Origin of the sequence: Plesiocystis pacifica SIR-1 (assembly GCF_000170895.1) — a bacterium.
In the GTDB taxonomy this organism is placed as follows: domain Bacteria; phylum Myxococcota_A; class Polyangia; order Nannocystales; family Nannocystaceae; genus Plesiocystis; species Plesiocystis pacifica.
Window position 1 is genome coordinate 1 of sequence record NZ_ABCS01000017.1, and the last position, 15,012, is coordinate 15,012.

Consider the following 15,012-nt stretch of genomic DNA (forward strand, 5'->3'; position numbering starts at 1 on the left):
CCACCGCCGGCCGGCGCAGGCGCGGCGGGCTTGGGCTTGGCCACGGGCCGCGGCGCGGGCTTGGGCCGCGGCGGCGCCTTCTTGCCCATGCCGGGGATGTCCGCCTTTTGGTTGGTCATCACCATCGTCTTGGCGCGGGGACGACCGCCGGGGCGCTTGCCGCCGGGGGGCGGTGGGCCGCCAGAGGGCGGCGGTGGACGTTTGCCTGGAGGCGGCGGCGGCTTCTTCTTGCCGCCAGGAGGAGGCGGAGGCGGACGGTTCCCCGGGGGCGGGCTCATGGCTTTCTTGGGTTTGTTCGCAGGGGCCGGCGGCGGCACCTGTCGCGCGCGCTGCTTCTCCGCCTCGATCTCTTTGGCGAAGTTTTGCTGCATCCACTCGGCGAGGTTCTTGCGGCTGTAGAACAGCCCCTCTTCGAACATGAAGGCTTGCAGCGCGTCGTGGAATTCAGCGGCGGTCTGGTAGCGCTGGTTGAGATCGGCATGCAGCGAGCGCATGACGATCTGCTCGAGCTTGGTGGGCACCGCGGGGTTGATCCGGCTGGGCGGGTCGACGTTGACGGTGCGGACCTTCTCGAGGGTCGCGAAGTCGGTCTCGGCCTGGAACAGGCGCTGGTTGCAGAGGATCTCCCACAGCACGGCGCCGAGGGAGAACACGTCGCTGCGCCGGTCGATGGTCGCGCCGCGGACCTGCTCCGGCGACATGTAGCCGAACTTGCCCTTGAGGATGCCGGCCTGGGTCTGCGAGGCCCGGCCGGCGGCCTTGGCCACGCCGAAGTCGATGAGCTTCACCTCGCCCTCGTAGGACACGAGGATGTTCGGCGGGCTCACGTCGCGGTGGATCAGCCCCAGCGGGCGGCCGTGGCGGTCCTTTTTGTTGTGGGCGTACTCGAGCCCCTCGCAGACCTGCATGATGATGTAGCAGGCCTGGGCCAGGGGCATGGGGCGCTTGGAGCTGCGCCCGAGCTCGAAGATGGATCGGAGGTCTCGGCCCGGCACGTACTCGAGCACGATGTAGAAGCTCTCGTCCTCCGAGCCGAGCTCGTAGATGGACGCGATGTTCGAGTGCTGAAGCTGCGCAGCGATGCGCGCCTCATCCTTGAACATCGTGATGAACTCTTCATCCTCGGCGACGTGGGGCAGGATTCGCTTGATCGCGACGACCTTCTCGAAGCCTTCGACGCCGCGAGACACGGCCTTGTAGACCTCTGCCATCCCCCCGAGGGCGATGCGGCCGAGAATCTCGTATTTGGCTAGTTTCTTGGGCAGGTCCAACAAGGAGCGCTCCCGCGGATTTGATCGCGCCGGTGGGGCGCAGCGAGGGCCCGATCTCACCTCTGCGGGCCGCAAAAGTCAATCCTTTCGCACATCTGCGCGCGCGCGCCGGGGATCGCGGGCTGCGACGGGTTCGTTTGCGCAGGTCATCGACCGCGGAGGATTCGTTCACCGGTGCTATGGTGCGCAGACATGGGTTCTGGCGACGAACACGACGGCGCGGTTGGGTCGCCCCCCGCAGCCGGGGCCCTCGCCGGTGTGACCGCGGAACCCGCGGTGGAAGCCCTCGATGTGGCTCCCGTGACCTCCGCGCAGCGCAGCGAAGCACTGGCCGCGGCCATCGGCGCGGGGGATCTCGACCTCCGCGCCGCGCAGCTTCAGCTGATCGCCGAGGTCGTGCGAGGGCCGCTCACTTCGAGCCTCGGCGAAGCATCGCTGACCGCCGAGGCCAGCGCGCGCCTCGAGCTGCAGCTCGTCGAGCTGCTCGAGGACGACCCCACCCTCGCGGACCTGCTCCGGGCCTGAGCCAAGCCCGACTAGCGAGCTGCTAGCCGAGCAGCTTGCGGACCTGCGGTGACACGAAGTGCTTGTCCGTGTCGAAGCGGCGCAGCGCGTCGGCCACGACCTGCAGGCGCTCCGGCGGGCGCAGCTTGCGGTCGACGATGATCCGGTAGCGCCCACGCACCCGGCACAGCCCCCCGACGCCCTGCACGAGGCCGCCCATGGGCTCGTAGCTGACCTGCACTTCGAGCTCGTCGGCGAGCTTCTCGAGTTCGGAGAGTTGTTCCTGGGCGTTCATGCGTCGGCGTCGAAGCTTGCCCCAAAGGGCCTCGATCGCCAAGACCAAAACCCGCTTCGAGACGCCCGCGAGGCCTCCCAAAGCCGGTTTTTGCAGGCAGCCCGAAGCGATCACGGCGCGATCACGAAGCGATCGCGCTCGGCCTCGGCGCGATCGCTCTCAGTGACTGTCAACGAATCCACGCCCCCGCTCGCGGGGGCGACCGCATGCCCTCTCGAGGGCACGAACTCCATTGCCCACCAAGCCAAAGCGGCGGAGCGGACAGCGACGAAGCGCCCCCGGTCCCAGCCGGCTGCGGGGGCAAAACAGCGCTCAGTGACTGTCAACGAATCCACGCCCCCGCTCGCGGGGGCGACCGCATGCCCTCTCGAGGGCACGAACTCCATTGCCCACCAAGCCAAAGCGGAGGAGCGGATAGCGACGAAGCGCCCCCGGTCCTCAGATGCCTGTGGGGGCAGAGCAGCACTCAGCCCTCGGCGCCCTCGGCCAGGGGCAGGGTGAAGTGGAAGGTGGTGCCCACGCCGACGATGCTCTCGGCCCAGATCTCGCCGCCGTGCGCCTCGATCAGCTTCTTGACGATCGACAGCCCCAGCCCCGCCCCGCCGTGCTCTCGGGTGGAGCTCGAGTCGACCTGATAAAAGGCGTCGAAGATGCGCGCGAGCTGATCCTCGGGAATGCCGATGCCCGTGTCGCTGACCGAGACGCGCATCGCGTCGGCGACCTCCTCGCCGAAGAAGTCCTCCTCGAAGGGCCGGCGGATCGGCGCGAGCTCGGCCCGCACGGCGACGTGGCCGTCGGGGCGGTTGAACTTGATCCCGTTGGTGACCAGGTTGATCAGCACCTGCAGGACCTTGTCGGGGTCGACGAGCATCAGCGGGAGGTCGTCGGCGAAGTCGCGGACGAGGTTGACGTGGGCGCGGTCGGCCGGAATCACCGCCGAGCCGAAGGCCCGCCCGACGACGTCGGCGAGCGGGGTCGGGCGCAGCTTCAAGCGCACCGTGCCCATCTCCATCTTCGACATCTCGAGGATCTGGGTGATCAGCCGCAGCAGCTCCTCGCCGCGGTCGAGGATCATGTTGGCGTACTCGGTCTGCTCCTCGTTGAGCGGGCCGGCGATGCCCTTGGCGAGCATCTCGGAGAAGCCGATGATGCTCGTCAGCGGCGTGCGCAGCTCGTGGCTGACCGTGGCCAGGAAGTTGCTCTTGAGCTGATCGACGTCGCGCAGGTGGGCGATGGCCCGCTCGAGCTCGGCGTTTTGCTGCTGCAGCGCGCGGTGGTTGGACTCGCTCGCGGCCAGGTGCATCTCCGAGGTCACCCAGGTCGCAAAGCCGGCCTGCAAGAGCGCGCCGACGGTCCCGCCGAGGGCTTCGGTGACCTCGGCGAGGTGCTCGGCGCCCTCCCCTGCCATGCCGATGACCAGGCTGCCGACGCGGTCCGCCCCGGCGTAGCACGGGCGGATCGCGAACTGCACCCCGTCGTGCTCGAAGGCCCGCTCGGCGCTGCGCAGGCCCTCGACGGCCGCCGCCGGCAGCTGCGACCAGCCCTCGACGGCCGGGCCGACCCCGGCGTAGCGGGCCCCCTCGAGATCGAAGATGCCGAGGCCCCGGACCGGCCCGAAGGCCCCGCCCAAATAGGGCGCGAGGGTGCGCTCGATGTCTTCGCGCCGGATCAGTCGCTCGAGGGGAGCACGACGATCGGACGCGCTGAGCGTCGCAGCCTGGCTCGCACCACTCACCCAGACCCCTTCGCCTGGAACAGGGACTCGATCTTCTCCATGAAGTCGCCATGGGTCACGCCAAAGCGCTCGGCGAAATTGAAGTTGGTCTCGAGCTTCTCCCAGGTCAGCGAGGCCAACCCCTGGAAGGTCTCGGCGACCCCCGCCCCCTCGATGGCGATGGCCGTGAACACCGGCTCCGAACCACGGGTGGCGATCTTTTTGATCGCGTCGTCGCTGCGGATCCCGGGCAGGTCGCGCTTGTTGAACTGGATCACCCGGGCGACGTCTTTGAAGTCGATGCCGTTCTCGCGCAGGTTCTGCTTGAGGTTGGCGAAGGACTCGTTGTTTTGCCGGGTCTGCGACACCCGCGAGTCCGCGATGAACGCGACGCCGTCGGCACCTTGCAACACGATCTTGCGGGTCGTGTTGTGGATGACCTGACCGGGCACGGTGAACAGCTTCAAGCGGATGCGGAAGCCGCCGCGCGTCTCGAACTCCAGGGGCAGGAGATCGAAAAACAGCGTGCGATCGTCACGCGTGTCGAGGGTGACCAGCTCGCTCTCCGTGTGCCCGAGCATGAGCCGGTGGAGCTGCTGGAGGTTGGTCGTCTTCCCGCTCAGCGCCGGGCCGTAGTAGACCAGCTTGAGGGTGACCTCGCGGTGCTGAATGTCGATGTAGACCATTGATCGGCGCGCCCACTGTACCGCGGACCGGGGCCGACCGGGGACAATTCCAGGCCGGGCGAAGGGCCTCCGGGGCCTCGCAACCTGTACCTTTGCCCCGTAGTTTGGGGCCAGCTTGCGCTCGCTTTGGGGCCAATCGGCGCTGCCCGAGCAGCGCCCGCTAGTTTTGTTCGCCCTCGCGCTCGTGGGCCGCGAGGGCCTCGAGCAGCTTTTTGTGCTCCGGCATGACGCCCTCCCGGACCATGGTCCGCTCGAGCTCCAGCAGCAGCTCGCGGGTCCGCGTCCCGGACAGGTCCCGGGGCGTCTCGACCACGAGCTCGACGAACTGGTCCCCCCGGCCGCCGCGGGTGTCGGGCACGCCCTTGCCCCGCAGGCGCAGCCGGGTCCCCGTGGCCACCCCCGCGGGGATGTCCATGTCGACCCAGCCGTCGATGGTCGGGACCGGCACCTTGCCGCCCAGGGCCATGCGCGGCAGGGGCACCGGCAAGCGGCACACCAGCTTGAGGTTGTCGCGGGTCAGCCACGGGTGCGGGCGGACGTTGACCTTGATGCGCAGGTCTCCGGGCTCGCCGCCGTAGCGCCCGGGCTCGCCCTGGCCGCGGAGCAGCTTTTCGCTCCCGGCCTCGGTGCCCGGGGGCAGGCGGACGTCGAAGGAGCGCTCGCGCTTGAGCACCCCCCTGCCCCTGCAGGTCTTGCAGGGGTCTTGCTGGATCATGCCCAGGCCGTCGCAGCGACCGCAGCGGCTGCGCCTCGACAGGAAGCCGCCGGTCTTGACCTCGCCCGTGCCGTCGCAGTTGGGGCACTCGATGGGCGGGCGGCCGCCCGGCTCGGTGCCCGATCCCCCGCAGCTGTCGCAGGCCCCGCGCCCGTCGAAGCGGATCGTGTGCGAGGAGCCGAGCACCGCGTCCTCGAGGTCGACGGTCAAGGTGTAGCGGACGTCTCGCCCGCGGCGCCGCTGGTGTCGCCGGTTGCCGAACACGTCGCCAAAGAGCGAGCCGAACAGCTCCTGGGCCGAGGCCACCGTCGGCGGCTGGCGGGCCAGGTCGAGGCCCTGCTCGAGCAAGCGGGTGCTGTGGTAGCGGGCCCGTCGCTCGGGATCGCTGAGCACCTCGTAGGCCTCCGAGGCCTGGCGAAAGCGCTCGTGGGCGTCGGGGTCATCCGGGAAGCGATCCGGGTGACTCTCGAGGGCGATGCGCCGGTAGGCCTTTTTGATCTCGGCGTCGTCGGCGTTGCGCGCGATGCCCAGGACCGCGTAGTAGTCGGGTTTCTTGGCCATTAGCCAGGCTCGTCGGCGAGCATCGCCTCGTAGATCTGGTGCGAGGAGCTCTCGAGGGCCGCGAGCGCGTCGCGGACGGCCGGGGCGTCGACCTCGGCCGCGGCCAACAAGCTGCGCAGCCGGGCGATGTCTTGGTTGATCGTCTGGCTGTCGGCGGCGGACAGGCTGTCCCCGAAGGCCTCGACGGAGCGCTCACAGGTGTAGATCAGGGTCTCGGCGCGGTTGCGCAGATCGACCAGCTCGCGCCGGGCGATGTCCTCGCTGCGCTTGGAGGTGGCCTCCTCGGCGAGGCGCTCGAGCTGGTCTTCGGTCAGGCCCGAGGCCGGCTGGACCGTCATCGAGGCCGACTTGCCCGAGCCCAGGTCCTCGGCCGCGACCGACAGGATGCCGTCGGCGTTGATGTCGAAGGTGACCTTGATCTGCGGGACCCCGCGGGGCGCCGGGGGGATGTCGGTGAGCTGCAGGCGGGCGAGGCTCTTGTTGTCGTCGGCCAGCTCGCGCAGACCCTGGAGCACGTGCACGGGGACCACCGGCTGGTTGTCGACGCTGGTGCTGAACACCTCGGACTTGGTGGTGGGGATGGTCGTGCCCTGGGGGATCAGCGGGGTGAACAGGCCGCCCGCGGTCTCGACCCCGATGTTGAGGGGGACGACGTCGAGCAGGACCACGCCCTTGACCTCGCCGCCGAGGATGCCGCCTTGGATGGCCGCGCCCGAGGCCACGACCTCGTCGGGGTTGAGGCCCGCGCTCGGCTCGCGCTCGAAGAACTCGCCGACGAGCTCGCGGACCAGGGGCATGCGGGTCTGACCGCCGACGAGCAGCAGCTCGTCGATGTCGTTGACGCCGAGCTCGGCGGCGTCGAGGGCCGCCTTGCACGGCCCGAGGCTGCGCTCGACCAGCGCCCGGGTCAGCTCCTCGAGCTTGTTGCGGGTAAGCTGCAGCTCGAGGTGCACGGGCTGCCCGTCCTTGGCCGCGATGAAGGGCAGGTTGATCTCCGTGTCGAGGGACCAGGACAGCTCGTGCTTGGCCTTCTCCGCCGCCTCCTTGAGGCGCTGCTTGGACAGCTTGTCGTTGCGCAGGTCGATGCCGTGCTCGGCCTTGAAGGTGATCGCGGCCCAGTCGACCACGGCGTTGTCGAAGTCCTCGCCGCCCAGGAAGGTGTCGCCGGAGGTCGCCAGGACCTCGAAGGCGCCCTCGCGCAGCTCGAGGACGGAGATGTCGAAGGTGCCGCCGCCGAGGTCGTAGACCGCGACGGTCAGGTCCTCCTTACCCTCGCGGCCGTAGCCGTAGGCCAGGGTCGCCGCCGTCGGCTCGTTGATGATGCGCTCGACCTCGAGGCCCGCGATGCGCCCGGCGTCCTTGGTGGCCTGGCGCTGGGCGTCGTCGAAGTAAGCGGGGACGGTGATCACCGCCCGGGTGATCTCGCCGTCGCCGACGAAGTCCTCGGCGCACTCCTTGAGCATGCCCAGGACCGCCGCGCCGATCTCCGAGGGCGAGTAGCGCCGGTCGTCGATGGCGATCCACGCGTCGCCGTTGTCGGCCGCGACGATCTCGTAGGGCAGGAACCTGGCCAGCTCCTCGACCTCGGGGTCGCCGAACTTGCGGCCGATGAGCCGCTTGGCGGCGTAGACGGTCTTGGCCGGGTTGGTGATGGCCTGGCGCTTGGCCAGGGTCCCGACGAGCTGCTCGCCCTTGTCGCTGATCGCGACGACCGAGGGGGTCGTGCGCGAGCCCTCGGGGTTGGGGATGACTCGTGTCTCGTCGTCCTCGAGCACGGCGACACAGGAATTCGTCGTACCCAAGTCGATGCCGATGATGCGATCGCCCATGCTCGCCCTATCCTACCCGGCCGTCGGCGCAGTCGCCTAGCCGGTTCTCAGTTGGCCTCGGGCTCGGCGTCGGCGTCGGAGCCCTCGCCCTCGCTGGCATCGGGGGCCTCGCCCGTCGAGCCAGGACCCGCGACGACGACCCGGGCCGGACGCAGGAGCTTGTCCCCGCGCCGGTAGCCCTTTTCGTACTCGATGGCGACGACCCCCGGGGGGTAGTCTGGCGAGTCGATCTGCTGCAGCGCGTCGTGGACGTTGGGGTCGAAGGGCTTGCCCAGGGTCTCGACGGGGGTGATGCCCTGCTTGGCCAGGGCGCTGAAGAACTCCTGCTGGACCATGCCGATGCCCTTGACGAGCTGGTCGTTGGCGTCGGCCGGGGCCACGCTCAGGGCCCGCTCGAGGTTGTCGCCGATGGGCAGGAAGCTCGAGAGCAAGTTCTGCACGGCGCGGTGGACCGCGTCGTCGATGTCCCGCTTGACCCGCTTTTTGTAGTTCTCGTGGTCGGCGATGGCCCGCAGCCACTTGTCCTTCATGGCCGCGGTCTCGGCCTGGGCCGCGGCCAGCTCGGCCTCGAGCTCGGCGACGGGGTCTGGGGCCGGTGCGTCCTCTCCCTCGGCCTCGGCCTCGCCGCCGTCGAGGTCCGCCTCGATGTCGATGAGGTCGGCGTCCTCGTCGTCGTCCCGAGCCGCGCGGACCTTGTCGACGGCCTCCTCGGCCTCGCGCATCGCCTGCTCGATGGGGTTGCTCGCCTGGGGCTCGCTTGCGTCCTGATCTCCGCTCATTTCGTTCCTGATCGCTGTGTCGCTCGGCCGCGGCGGGGGTGTGGCGCCCGCTCGCACTCGCGCAGTGGGGTCAGACCCCAGACCCCCGCGCCCGAGGACGCGAGGGTCACCCGCGAGCGGCCATCGCTCGCGCGGCGTATTCTACCAGAGGAATCACCGCCTCGTAATCCATGCGGGGACTCCCCAACAGGGCGACCGCGGCGGTCGCCGGTGGCCCCTCGCCCTCGCTCGCGCCCCCCCAGCGCAGGCGGCAACCCACGAGGGACAGCCCAGCCCCGACGGCCAAACCCGTCCCCAAAGCGGCGCCAGCCCCCACGCTCGACCCCGCGCCCAGGCCCGCAGCACCCAGCTGGCTCAGGCCCAGGTCGAGGCGCACGGCTGCGCGGTGTTCGCCAACGCGCACCCCCGCCGGCTCGGGGAGCAGCTGGCACAAGATCGCGGCGAGCTGCTGGTAGTCCTCGAGCAGGGCCAGGAGCTCGGCGATGGACTGGGGATCGGCCCCCGGCCCCGCGCTCACGCCCCCGTCGGGGCCGACCAGGCTGCCCTGCCCCGCGACCTGCATCCACAGGGGATCGAAGGAGGCGACGCACAGCAGCAGGCCCACGCGCAGGGCCTCGGCCATGCAGCGATCGAAGCGCTCGTGCTCGACGGCGAGCAGCTCGCGCAGCTCTCGGCTCGCCTCGGTCAACGAGCGGCCGACGGTGAGCTCGCGCAGCAGCCCCTGGATCCGCCGGAGCTCGCCCTCGGTGCCCAGGACCTCGCGCTGGAGCTCCACGGTGCGCACGGAGCTGGCCCCGTCGTCGAAGCCGAGCATGACCAGGACCCGGCCCTCGCCGTCGGCGAGGGGGACCAGCTCGAGGCCGCGGACCTGGGCCGGGCGGGGCTCCCCGACGAAGCCAATGGCCACGCAGCCGGCGAGGTGCGAGAGCACGCGGGCCATGGAGCGCAGGCCGGTCCGGGCGTCCCGGCCGCTCTCGAGCCCCGCGTCGAGGAGGCGGCGGTGCTCCGGGGGCGCGGGCGTGCGCGGCAGCTGCTCGACGTAGACCCGCCAGCCCTCGGCGGTCGGGACCCGACCGGCGGCGGCGTGGGCCTTGGCCACGAAGCCCAGGCGCTCGAGGGCCGCGAGCTCGCTGCGGATCGTCGCCGGCGACCAGTCGAGCCCGTGCACGCTGGATAGCGCCCGCGAAGCCACCGGCCGCCCCGCGAGGGCATGCTGGCGACACAGCGCGATGAGGATCTGGCGCTGGCGCGCGGTCACGGTGGCGTCCACGTCGGGTAAATTCTTACGCTTTTTTCCCCCGCCACGCACCTACAGGAGATCGACGGCGATAGTGTCGTGGACGAGCCAGCGGCCCGGAGCGACCCGCAACCGTGCCGCGGGGGGATCGCCCACCCACTCGAGGTTACCCAGGCCCACCTGGCGGGCGACCCGAGCCTCCACCCACGAGCGGGGCAGGCCAAAGCGGCGGGAGAAAGCGGCGACGTCCACGCCCTCGAGCCGGCGCAGCCCCAGCCACAGGCCCTCGGCCGCGGCGCTCTCCCCCTCGAGGCGCTCGTACTCCGGAGCCGCCCCCGACAGCCAGCGCTCGAGGCCCCGCGGGTTCATGCGCCGCGCGACCACGCCGCGCCCTTCGACGAGGCCGTGGCGCACGGACACCGCCGAGGGGCCGAGCGCGACGACGTCTCGCCAGCGCCAGTACTTGCCGTTGTGGATCGCCTCGGCGCCCCCCGGCGCCGCGTAGCTGGCGACCTCGTAGTGGCGAAAGCCCCGGGCGGCCAGGTGCCCCTCGGCGACCTGCAGCAGCTCGGCCTGGACGTCGTCGTCGGGCAGCTCGCGCTGGCCCCGGGCGACCAGGCCCGGCCAGGGTGTGTCCTCCTCGATGGTCAGGGCATAGATCGAGAGGTGGCCGGCGCCGGCCTCGAGCAACGCGTCGATCTCCCGGCGCAGACCCGCCGGCGTCTGCCCGCGCCAGCCGAGCATCAGGTCCGCGCTCGTGCCCAAGCCGGCGCCGTGGGCCCGACGCACGCACGCCAGGGCCTGCTCCCGCGCGTGCACCCGGCCGAGCTCGCGCAGGCCCGAGGCCGCGAGGCTCTGCACGCCCAGGGACACCCGCGAGACCCCGGCGTCGACGAGGCGAGCGAGCAGCGCGGCGTCGAGGTGCTCGGGGTTGAGCTCCACGGTGACCTCGTCGAGGGCGGCCAGGCGCAGCGCGAAGCGGGACTCGACCCACGCGAACAGGCGCTCGAGCCCGGCGACCCCGATGGCGCTCGGGGTCCCGCCGCCGAGGTAGAGGGTGTCGACCCGCCGGCCGGCGAGCTCCCCCGCCCACCGCTCGTCTCGCTCGGCCTCGAGGCCCTCGAGCCAGGCCGAGACCCGCGGCGCCAGGGCCCCGGTCTCGCTCTCGGTCTGGCGCAGGACCTCGAAGTCGAAGTCGCAGTACGGGCACGCCCGCGCGCAAAAGGGCACGTGGACGTAGAGCCCGAGCGCCTCGGCAGGGTCGGAGTCGGTCATCCCCGAGTCAGGCCCGAGTCAGTACAGCTGCTGGATGAGCTCACCGGTCGCGGGCAGCTCGGACCACAGCTCGACCTCGCCAGCCGCGGCGTTGCCGAGCTTGGCCGCGACGCCGCGCCACCACCACGAGGGCAGCTTGTCCATGTCGACGCTGTGGCTCTCGAGCAGGCTGGTCTGCTCCTCGATGGACTCGAGCATGGACTCGTGGAAGGCCTGCCCCCGGCCGCGCAGCTGGACGCCCAGGCGCCGAGCCGTGCGCAGCGGGGTCCCCTCTTCGAGGCTGTCGACGCAGCCCTGGAGGGCCTTGCCGACCACGCCGATGTCGGGGAACTCGTAGACCTGGCCGACCACCGGGACGGGCTCCCCGACGATCAAGGCCATGCGCGAGGCCCAGGCCGAGACCAGGCGATCGTGGACCTCGAGGGACTGGCCCACGTCCTGCACGACCTCGCGGCGGATCACCACCAGGGACTCCTGCGTGTTCGCGTACACGAAGGCGACCATGCCCGTGGTGATCAGCCCGAGGCTCGAGCGGAGCACGGCCTGAGCCAGGGCGGGGTCGAGGTTGGGCTGAGTCTTTGCGCGGCTCTCGAGCACGCGATCGGTGCTGCGCGCGTCGACGACGAGCCGGAGCACGAGCGAGAACCCGTCCATCGGCACGTGGTCGCCGAAGACCTGAAAGGCCGAGAACGCGCTCCACGAGGACTGAGTCGCCATGTCCCCGGACAATACCGCTGCGCTCACTTGGCGGTCAAAATCTCGTAGCCGAAGTACAGAATCGCCCCGAGCAGGATGACCACGCCGATCCAGATCACCGGGTTCCCACGGCGCGTCTGTTCCGTGACCACGCCCTTGCCGAAGGACCCGGTGTTGCCATCGAGAGCGCTGCCGGAGGAGGTGTGGCGCGAGGTGCTGGCCGGTCGAGCGCGGCTGCCCGTCCGCGAACCGCCGCGCGTCGCACGCGAACTGCCGCTCTTGGACTTCTTGACCGCGGGCGCGGACACGGACGGGGCCTTCTTCTTGGAGACCCCCGCCTGGGGCCGCACGCCCGAGTCCTCGGGGGTGTTCTGCTTGATGTCGGCGACCAGGTCCTCGAGGTTGCCGATGGTCATCGAGCGACCCCGGCGGGGCATCTCGTCCTCGGTCGCCCGGCCAGCGCCCAGGTTGCGTGCCCAGTCCGGGGCGTCGTCGCCATCGCCGTCGTCGCCGAGGGACTCGAAGGCGTCGAAGTCGAGGGCCTCGTCCTCGAGGTCGTCGTAGAGGTCGTCGTAGTCGACCTCGGCCGGCGCGCCCTCGCCGAACATCTCACTCATGAACGCGCTGATGCGCCGGGGGCTCACGCTCCAGCCCGCCTCCTGCATGAAGGCGTCGAGCTCGCGATACATGTGATCGCAGTTTTGGTAGCGGTCGTTGGCGTCGACCTCGAGCGAGCGCATGATGATCGCTTCGAGGGCCGGCGGGAAGTCGGGGTCGACGAAGGTCGGCGCCGGGATGTCGCCGCTCAGCACGCGCTCGCGGACCTCGGCCGGGCGGCCACGGAACAGGCGCTTGCCCAGGCACATCTCGTAGAGCACGACGCCGATGGCGAAGATGTCCGCGCGGCCGTCGAGGTCGGCCCCGTGGATCTGCTCCGGGGCCATGTAGGACAGCTTGCCGGCGAACTGCGCCGGGCCCTTGGACACCGCCGTGGCCCGCGTGGCCGCGATGCCGAAGTCGACGATCTTGCACAGGCCGTCGTAGCCGACGTGGATGTTCGTGGGGTTGATGTCGCGGTGGACGAGGCCGATGGGCTGGCCGTGCTCGTCGGTGCGGGAGTGGGCGTAGTTGAGCCCCTCGAGCGACTGCATGATGATGCCGACGCTCAGGTCCATGGGCAGCATGTTCCCCGTACCCACGGCGCGGCGCAGGACGGCGACGAGCTCCTCGCCCACGAGCAGCTCCATGGCGATGAAGTACTCGCCGCCGAGCTCACCGAGGTCGTAGGTGTGGACGACGTTGTTGTGCGTCAGCGTCGCCGCGACGCGAGCCTCGTCCAGGAACATCTGGACGATCTCCGGGCGCTCGACGAACTCTTCGCGCAACCGCTTGACGACAAGCTCTTTGGCGAAGCCCTCGATACCCGTGTACTGGGCGCGGTAGACCTCGGCCATGCCGCCGGTGGCGATGTGTTCGACGAGGACGTACTTGTCGCCGAAGGGCGTGGGCTCGATGTTGCTCAAAACGCCGGAAGCTTAGACGATCCACTCCAGGGCCCACAAGGGTGAGACGGCGGGCCCGCGCGGCCCGCAGGAGGGGCCACGCGGCCTGCCGAGCCCCTGCGAGGGCCGCTCGGCGGGGCCGAGACCGACAAACCCAACCCTCGGGCCGGAGCTGGCGCGGCGGTCCTGACCCGCGGTCGTGGCTTCGCACAGGGGTCCCCGAGGGCTCGTGACCTGCCCGGAACCCGCCAGCCGCGCCAGCGCCATTCCCCGAGGCCAATGGGATTTACTCGCCGCCTCCGAGCCCCACTTCGGTCCGGGGTGCGAGCGTCCGCGCGGCGTCTCCGAAACCCCCGTGCGTCCGGGTTCGCGGGCGCGCTTGCGAGCATGCGGGGCCCCTCGGGATCGACTCGGGATCGACTCGGGATCGACGCGTCCCGCGTTTGGGGCCGTCGACGACGAACCCCGGAGCGCGCCGGTCACCGTTCGTCACGCGACGCGGCGGTGACAGCTGCGTCCCTTACGGTCGGCCGCTCGTCCCCAAAGCTGGTGTCTGAGGCCAGCAATCGTGAACGTCAGCACCGAGTCCACTCCCCCCACCGAGATCACCTTCAGCGTCGAGAGCGACACCGACGCCGCGCGCATCACCGCGGTGCTCGAAGCCCTCGGCTACACCGTCCACCGCATCCTGCTCGAGGGCGAAGCCGCCAGCCGCCTGGCGTGGGCCGTCGAGCGCCTGGGCGAGCGCCTCTCGCTCACTCCGCGTGAACAGGACGTGCTCGCGGGCATCCTCGAGGGCCACGACAACGAGGGCCTCGCGCAGGTCCTCGGCGTGCGCAAGGCGACGGTCAAGTGGCACCTGCACAACGTGTTCGCCAAGGCCAACGTCGGCAACCGCGAGGCCCTGCTGCGCCTCGCCCTGCAGCTGGGTCAGCCCGGCGCCGGGTCCAGCGGCGACGAGGGCAGCTCGGACGCCGAGCGCGTGCGCGAGGCCCTGGCCTCCCTCGACGAGCAGACCCCCCGCCACGCCGCGGGCCCCGACGACATCACCCGGCGCATCGAGTAGCCCAGCCGCCCGACCCAGGGCGAGCGCGGCACGACGGCTGACGAGTACGGGGAGGGGGGCGCCAACGGGGCGTCCCTCTTCCCGTGTCCCTCGACGGCAAAGACGCGATCAAAACAGGAAGGGGATCAACGCCTTGCGCTCGGGCGGGTAGTCCTCGAAGGTCGCCTGGTACCAGCGGTGATTCGAGCGCGCCCGCGGCCCGATGTTGGCCGCCGTGTACAGGGCGAAGGCCAGCCCCGGCAGCGACCAGGTCGCCACCGCCCAGCCCGTCCACTCGAGGATCTCGCCGAGGTAGTTGGGGCAGGACACGTACTCGTAGAGCCACCCCCGAGGGATCTTGTAGCCCGACTCTCCGGGCTCGCGCAGGGCGATCAGCATCGCGTCCGCCTTGAAGTTGATCGCCCAGCCAGCGAGGAACATCCCCGCCCCCAGCCACAGCCGCCAGTCCATGAGCCACTGCGGGTCGTAGCTGCCCCAGTGGGAGATCCAGCGCGCGTTGATGTAGGCGTTGATCAGCTGGAACAGCGCCCCCATGGCGCACACGAACACCGGCATGCGCTTTTCGCTGCGGGTCCGGAAGGGGAACACGTAGGTGCGCTGGACGTAGTGGAACTGCCACAGGCCGAGCAAGATCAGCGGCACGGTCTCGAAGCGGTGCTGGCCCTGCATGTAGATCCAGCAAAACACCACCACCGCCGGCGTCTCCATCAGCACCCAGCCCCAGCGCGAGGGCAAGCTCGGGCCCCAGCTCTTGCTCGTGTGCCGGCCGTAGGGCGCCGTCATCACGCTGGTCGAGATCAACGTGACCACGGCGAGGCCGATGAGGATCCAGGTCACCAGGCGATGAATCTCGGGCGTGTCTCCCACGCCCGCGGGCATACC

14 protein-coding genes are annotated in these 15,012 nt (G+C 70.5%); 2 read left to right on the forward strand and 12 right to left on the reverse strand.

The features are described 5' to 3' along the window. Nucleotides 1–1,211, reverse strand: a 1,211-nt coding sequence (locus PPSIR1_RS10950; RefSeq protein WP_157595427.1) for a serine/threonine protein kinase, incomplete at its 3' end; no start/stop codon positions are given. A 360-nt stretch (nt 1,212–1,571) separates the two neighbouring features. Here PPSIR1_RS10950 and PPSIR1_RS10955 point away from each other — a divergent pair. Next, nucleotides 1,572–1,796, forward strand: coding sequence for a hypothetical protein (locus tag PPSIR1_RS10955; protein WP_006971112.1), 225 nt, complete (start codon nt 1,572–1,574; stop codon nt 1,794–1,796). A 22-nt stretch (nt 1,797–1,818) separates the two neighbouring features. Here the strand turns inward: PPSIR1_RS10955 and PPSIR1_RS10960 are convergent, their stop codons facing one another. The 10 genes from PPSIR1_RS10960 to PPSIR1_RS42415 all read right to left on the reverse strand — a co-directional run bounded on the left by PPSIR1_RS10960 (nt 1,819) and on the right by PPSIR1_RS42415 (nt 13,085). Continuing rightward, nucleotides 1,819–2,070 (reverse strand): hypothetical protein, encoded by a 252-nt coding sequence (locus tag PPSIR1_RS10960; RefSeq protein WP_006971113.1) that lies wholly within the window; start codon nt 2,068–2,070, stop codon nt 1,819–1,821. Between the two features lie 466 nt (nt 2,071–2,536). After that, nucleotides 2,537–3,805, reverse strand: a complete 1,269-nt coding sequence (locus PPSIR1_RS10970; RefSeq protein ID WP_006971115.1) for a sensor histidine kinase — start codon at nt 3,803–3,805, stop codon at nt 2,537–2,539. Next, nucleotides 3,802–4,470 (reverse strand): GTP-binding protein, encoded by a 669-nt coding sequence (locus PPSIR1_RS10975; protein ID WP_006971116.1) that lies wholly within the window; start codon nt 4,468–4,470, stop codon nt 3,802–3,804. Before PPSIR1_RS10975 ends, PPSIR1_RS10970 begins: the two co-directional genes overlap by 4 nt. 160 nt (nt 4,471–4,630) lie before the next feature. Continuing rightward, a complete protein-coding gene (dnaJ, locus tag PPSIR1_RS10980; protein WP_006971117.1) occupies nt 4,631–5,746 on the reverse strand; it encodes a molecular chaperone DnaJ in 1,116 nt (371 codons plus the stop codon). Further along, entirely contained in the window at nt 5,746–7,575 is a 1,830-nt protein-coding gene (gene dnaK, locus PPSIR1_RS10985) for a molecular chaperone DnaK (protein WP_006971118.1), read from the reverse strand. The genes dnaJ and dnaK overlap by 1 nt, the downstream gene beginning before the upstream one ends. Nucleotides 7,576–7,622: 47 nt before the next feature. Continuing rightward, entirely contained in the window at nt 7,623–8,354 is a 732-nt protein-coding gene (locus PPSIR1_RS10990) for a nucleotide exchange factor GrpE (protein ID WP_006971119.1), read from the reverse strand. Nucleotides 8,355–8,460: 106 nt separating this feature from the next. Continuing rightward, nucleotides 8,461–9,624, reverse strand: coding sequence for a heat-inducible transcription repressor (locus tag PPSIR1_RS10995; RefSeq protein ID WP_006971120.1), 1,164 nt, complete (start codon nt 9,622–9,624; stop codon nt 8,461–8,463). Nucleotides 9,625–9,663: 39 nt separating this feature from the next. Next, complete coding sequence (locus tag PPSIR1_RS11000) at nt 9,664–10,866, reverse strand: coproporphyrinogen-III oxidase family protein (RefSeq protein WP_006971121.1); 1,203 nt, start codon at nt 10,864–10,866, stop codon at nt 9,664–9,666. Nucleotides 10,867–10,884: 18 nt separating this feature from the next. Then, nucleotides 10,885–11,583 carry a hypothetical protein gene (locus PPSIR1_RS11005; protein WP_006971122.1) on the reverse strand — a complete coding sequence of 233 codons (699 nt, stop codon included), beginning with the start codon at nt 11,581–11,583 and terminating at the stop codon, nt 10,885–10,887. A gap of 23 nt (nt 11,584–11,606) precedes the next feature. Further along, complete coding sequence (locus tag PPSIR1_RS42415) at nt 11,607–13,085, reverse strand: serine/threonine protein kinase (RefSeq protein WP_006971123.1); 1,479 nt, start codon at nt 13,083–13,085, stop codon at nt 11,607–11,609. Between the two features lie 547 nt (nt 13,086–13,632). Between PPSIR1_RS42415 and PPSIR1_RS42420 the strand changes: the two genes are divergently transcribed. Then, complete coding sequence (locus tag PPSIR1_RS42420) at nt 13,633–14,130, forward strand: helix-turn-helix domain-containing protein (protein ID WP_006971124.1); 498 nt, start codon at nt 13,633–13,635, stop codon at nt 14,128–14,130. A 108-nt stretch (nt 14,131–14,238) separates the two neighbouring features. Here the strand turns inward: PPSIR1_RS42420 and PPSIR1_RS11020 are convergent, their stop codons facing one another. After that, nucleotides 14,239–14,997 carry a DUF1295 domain-containing protein gene (locus PPSIR1_RS11020; protein WP_198154492.1) on the reverse strand — a complete coding sequence of 253 codons (759 nt, stop codon included), beginning with the start codon at nt 14,995–14,997 and terminating at the stop codon, nt 14,239–14,241. Nucleotides 14,998–15,012: the final 15 nt, after the last annotated feature.

Excerpts from the sequence above, each read along its gene's own strand:
- dnaJ (WP_006971117.1), bottom strand. The coding sequence starts at position 5,746 with ATGGCCAAGAAACCCGACTACTACGCGGTCCTGGGCATCGCGCGCAAC.
- PPSIR1_RS10975 (WP_006971116.1), bottom strand. The coding sequence starts at position 4,470 with ATGGTCTACATCGACATTCAGCACCGCGAGGTCACCCTCAAGCTGGTC.
- PPSIR1_RS10960 (WP_006971113.1), bottom strand. The coding sequence starts at position 2,070 with ATGAACGCCCAGGAACAACTCTCCGAACTCGAGAAGCTCGCCGACGAG.
- PPSIR1_RS11000 (WP_006971121.1), bottom strand. The coding sequence starts at position 10,866 with ATGACCGACTCCGACCCTGCCGAGGCGCTCGGGCTCTACGTCCACGTG.
- PPSIR1_RS10990 (WP_006971119.1), bottom strand. The coding sequence starts at position 8,354 with ATGAGCGGAGATCAGGACGCAAGCGAGCCCCAGGCGAGCAACCCCATC.
- PPSIR1_RS11005 (WP_006971122.1), bottom strand. The coding sequence starts at position 11,583 with ATGGCGACTCAGTCCTCGTGGAGCGCGTTCTCGGCCTTTCAGGTCTTC.
- dnaK (WP_006971118.1), bottom strand. The coding sequence starts at position 7,575 with ATGGGCGATCGCATCATCGGCATCGACTTGGGTACGACGAATTCCTGT.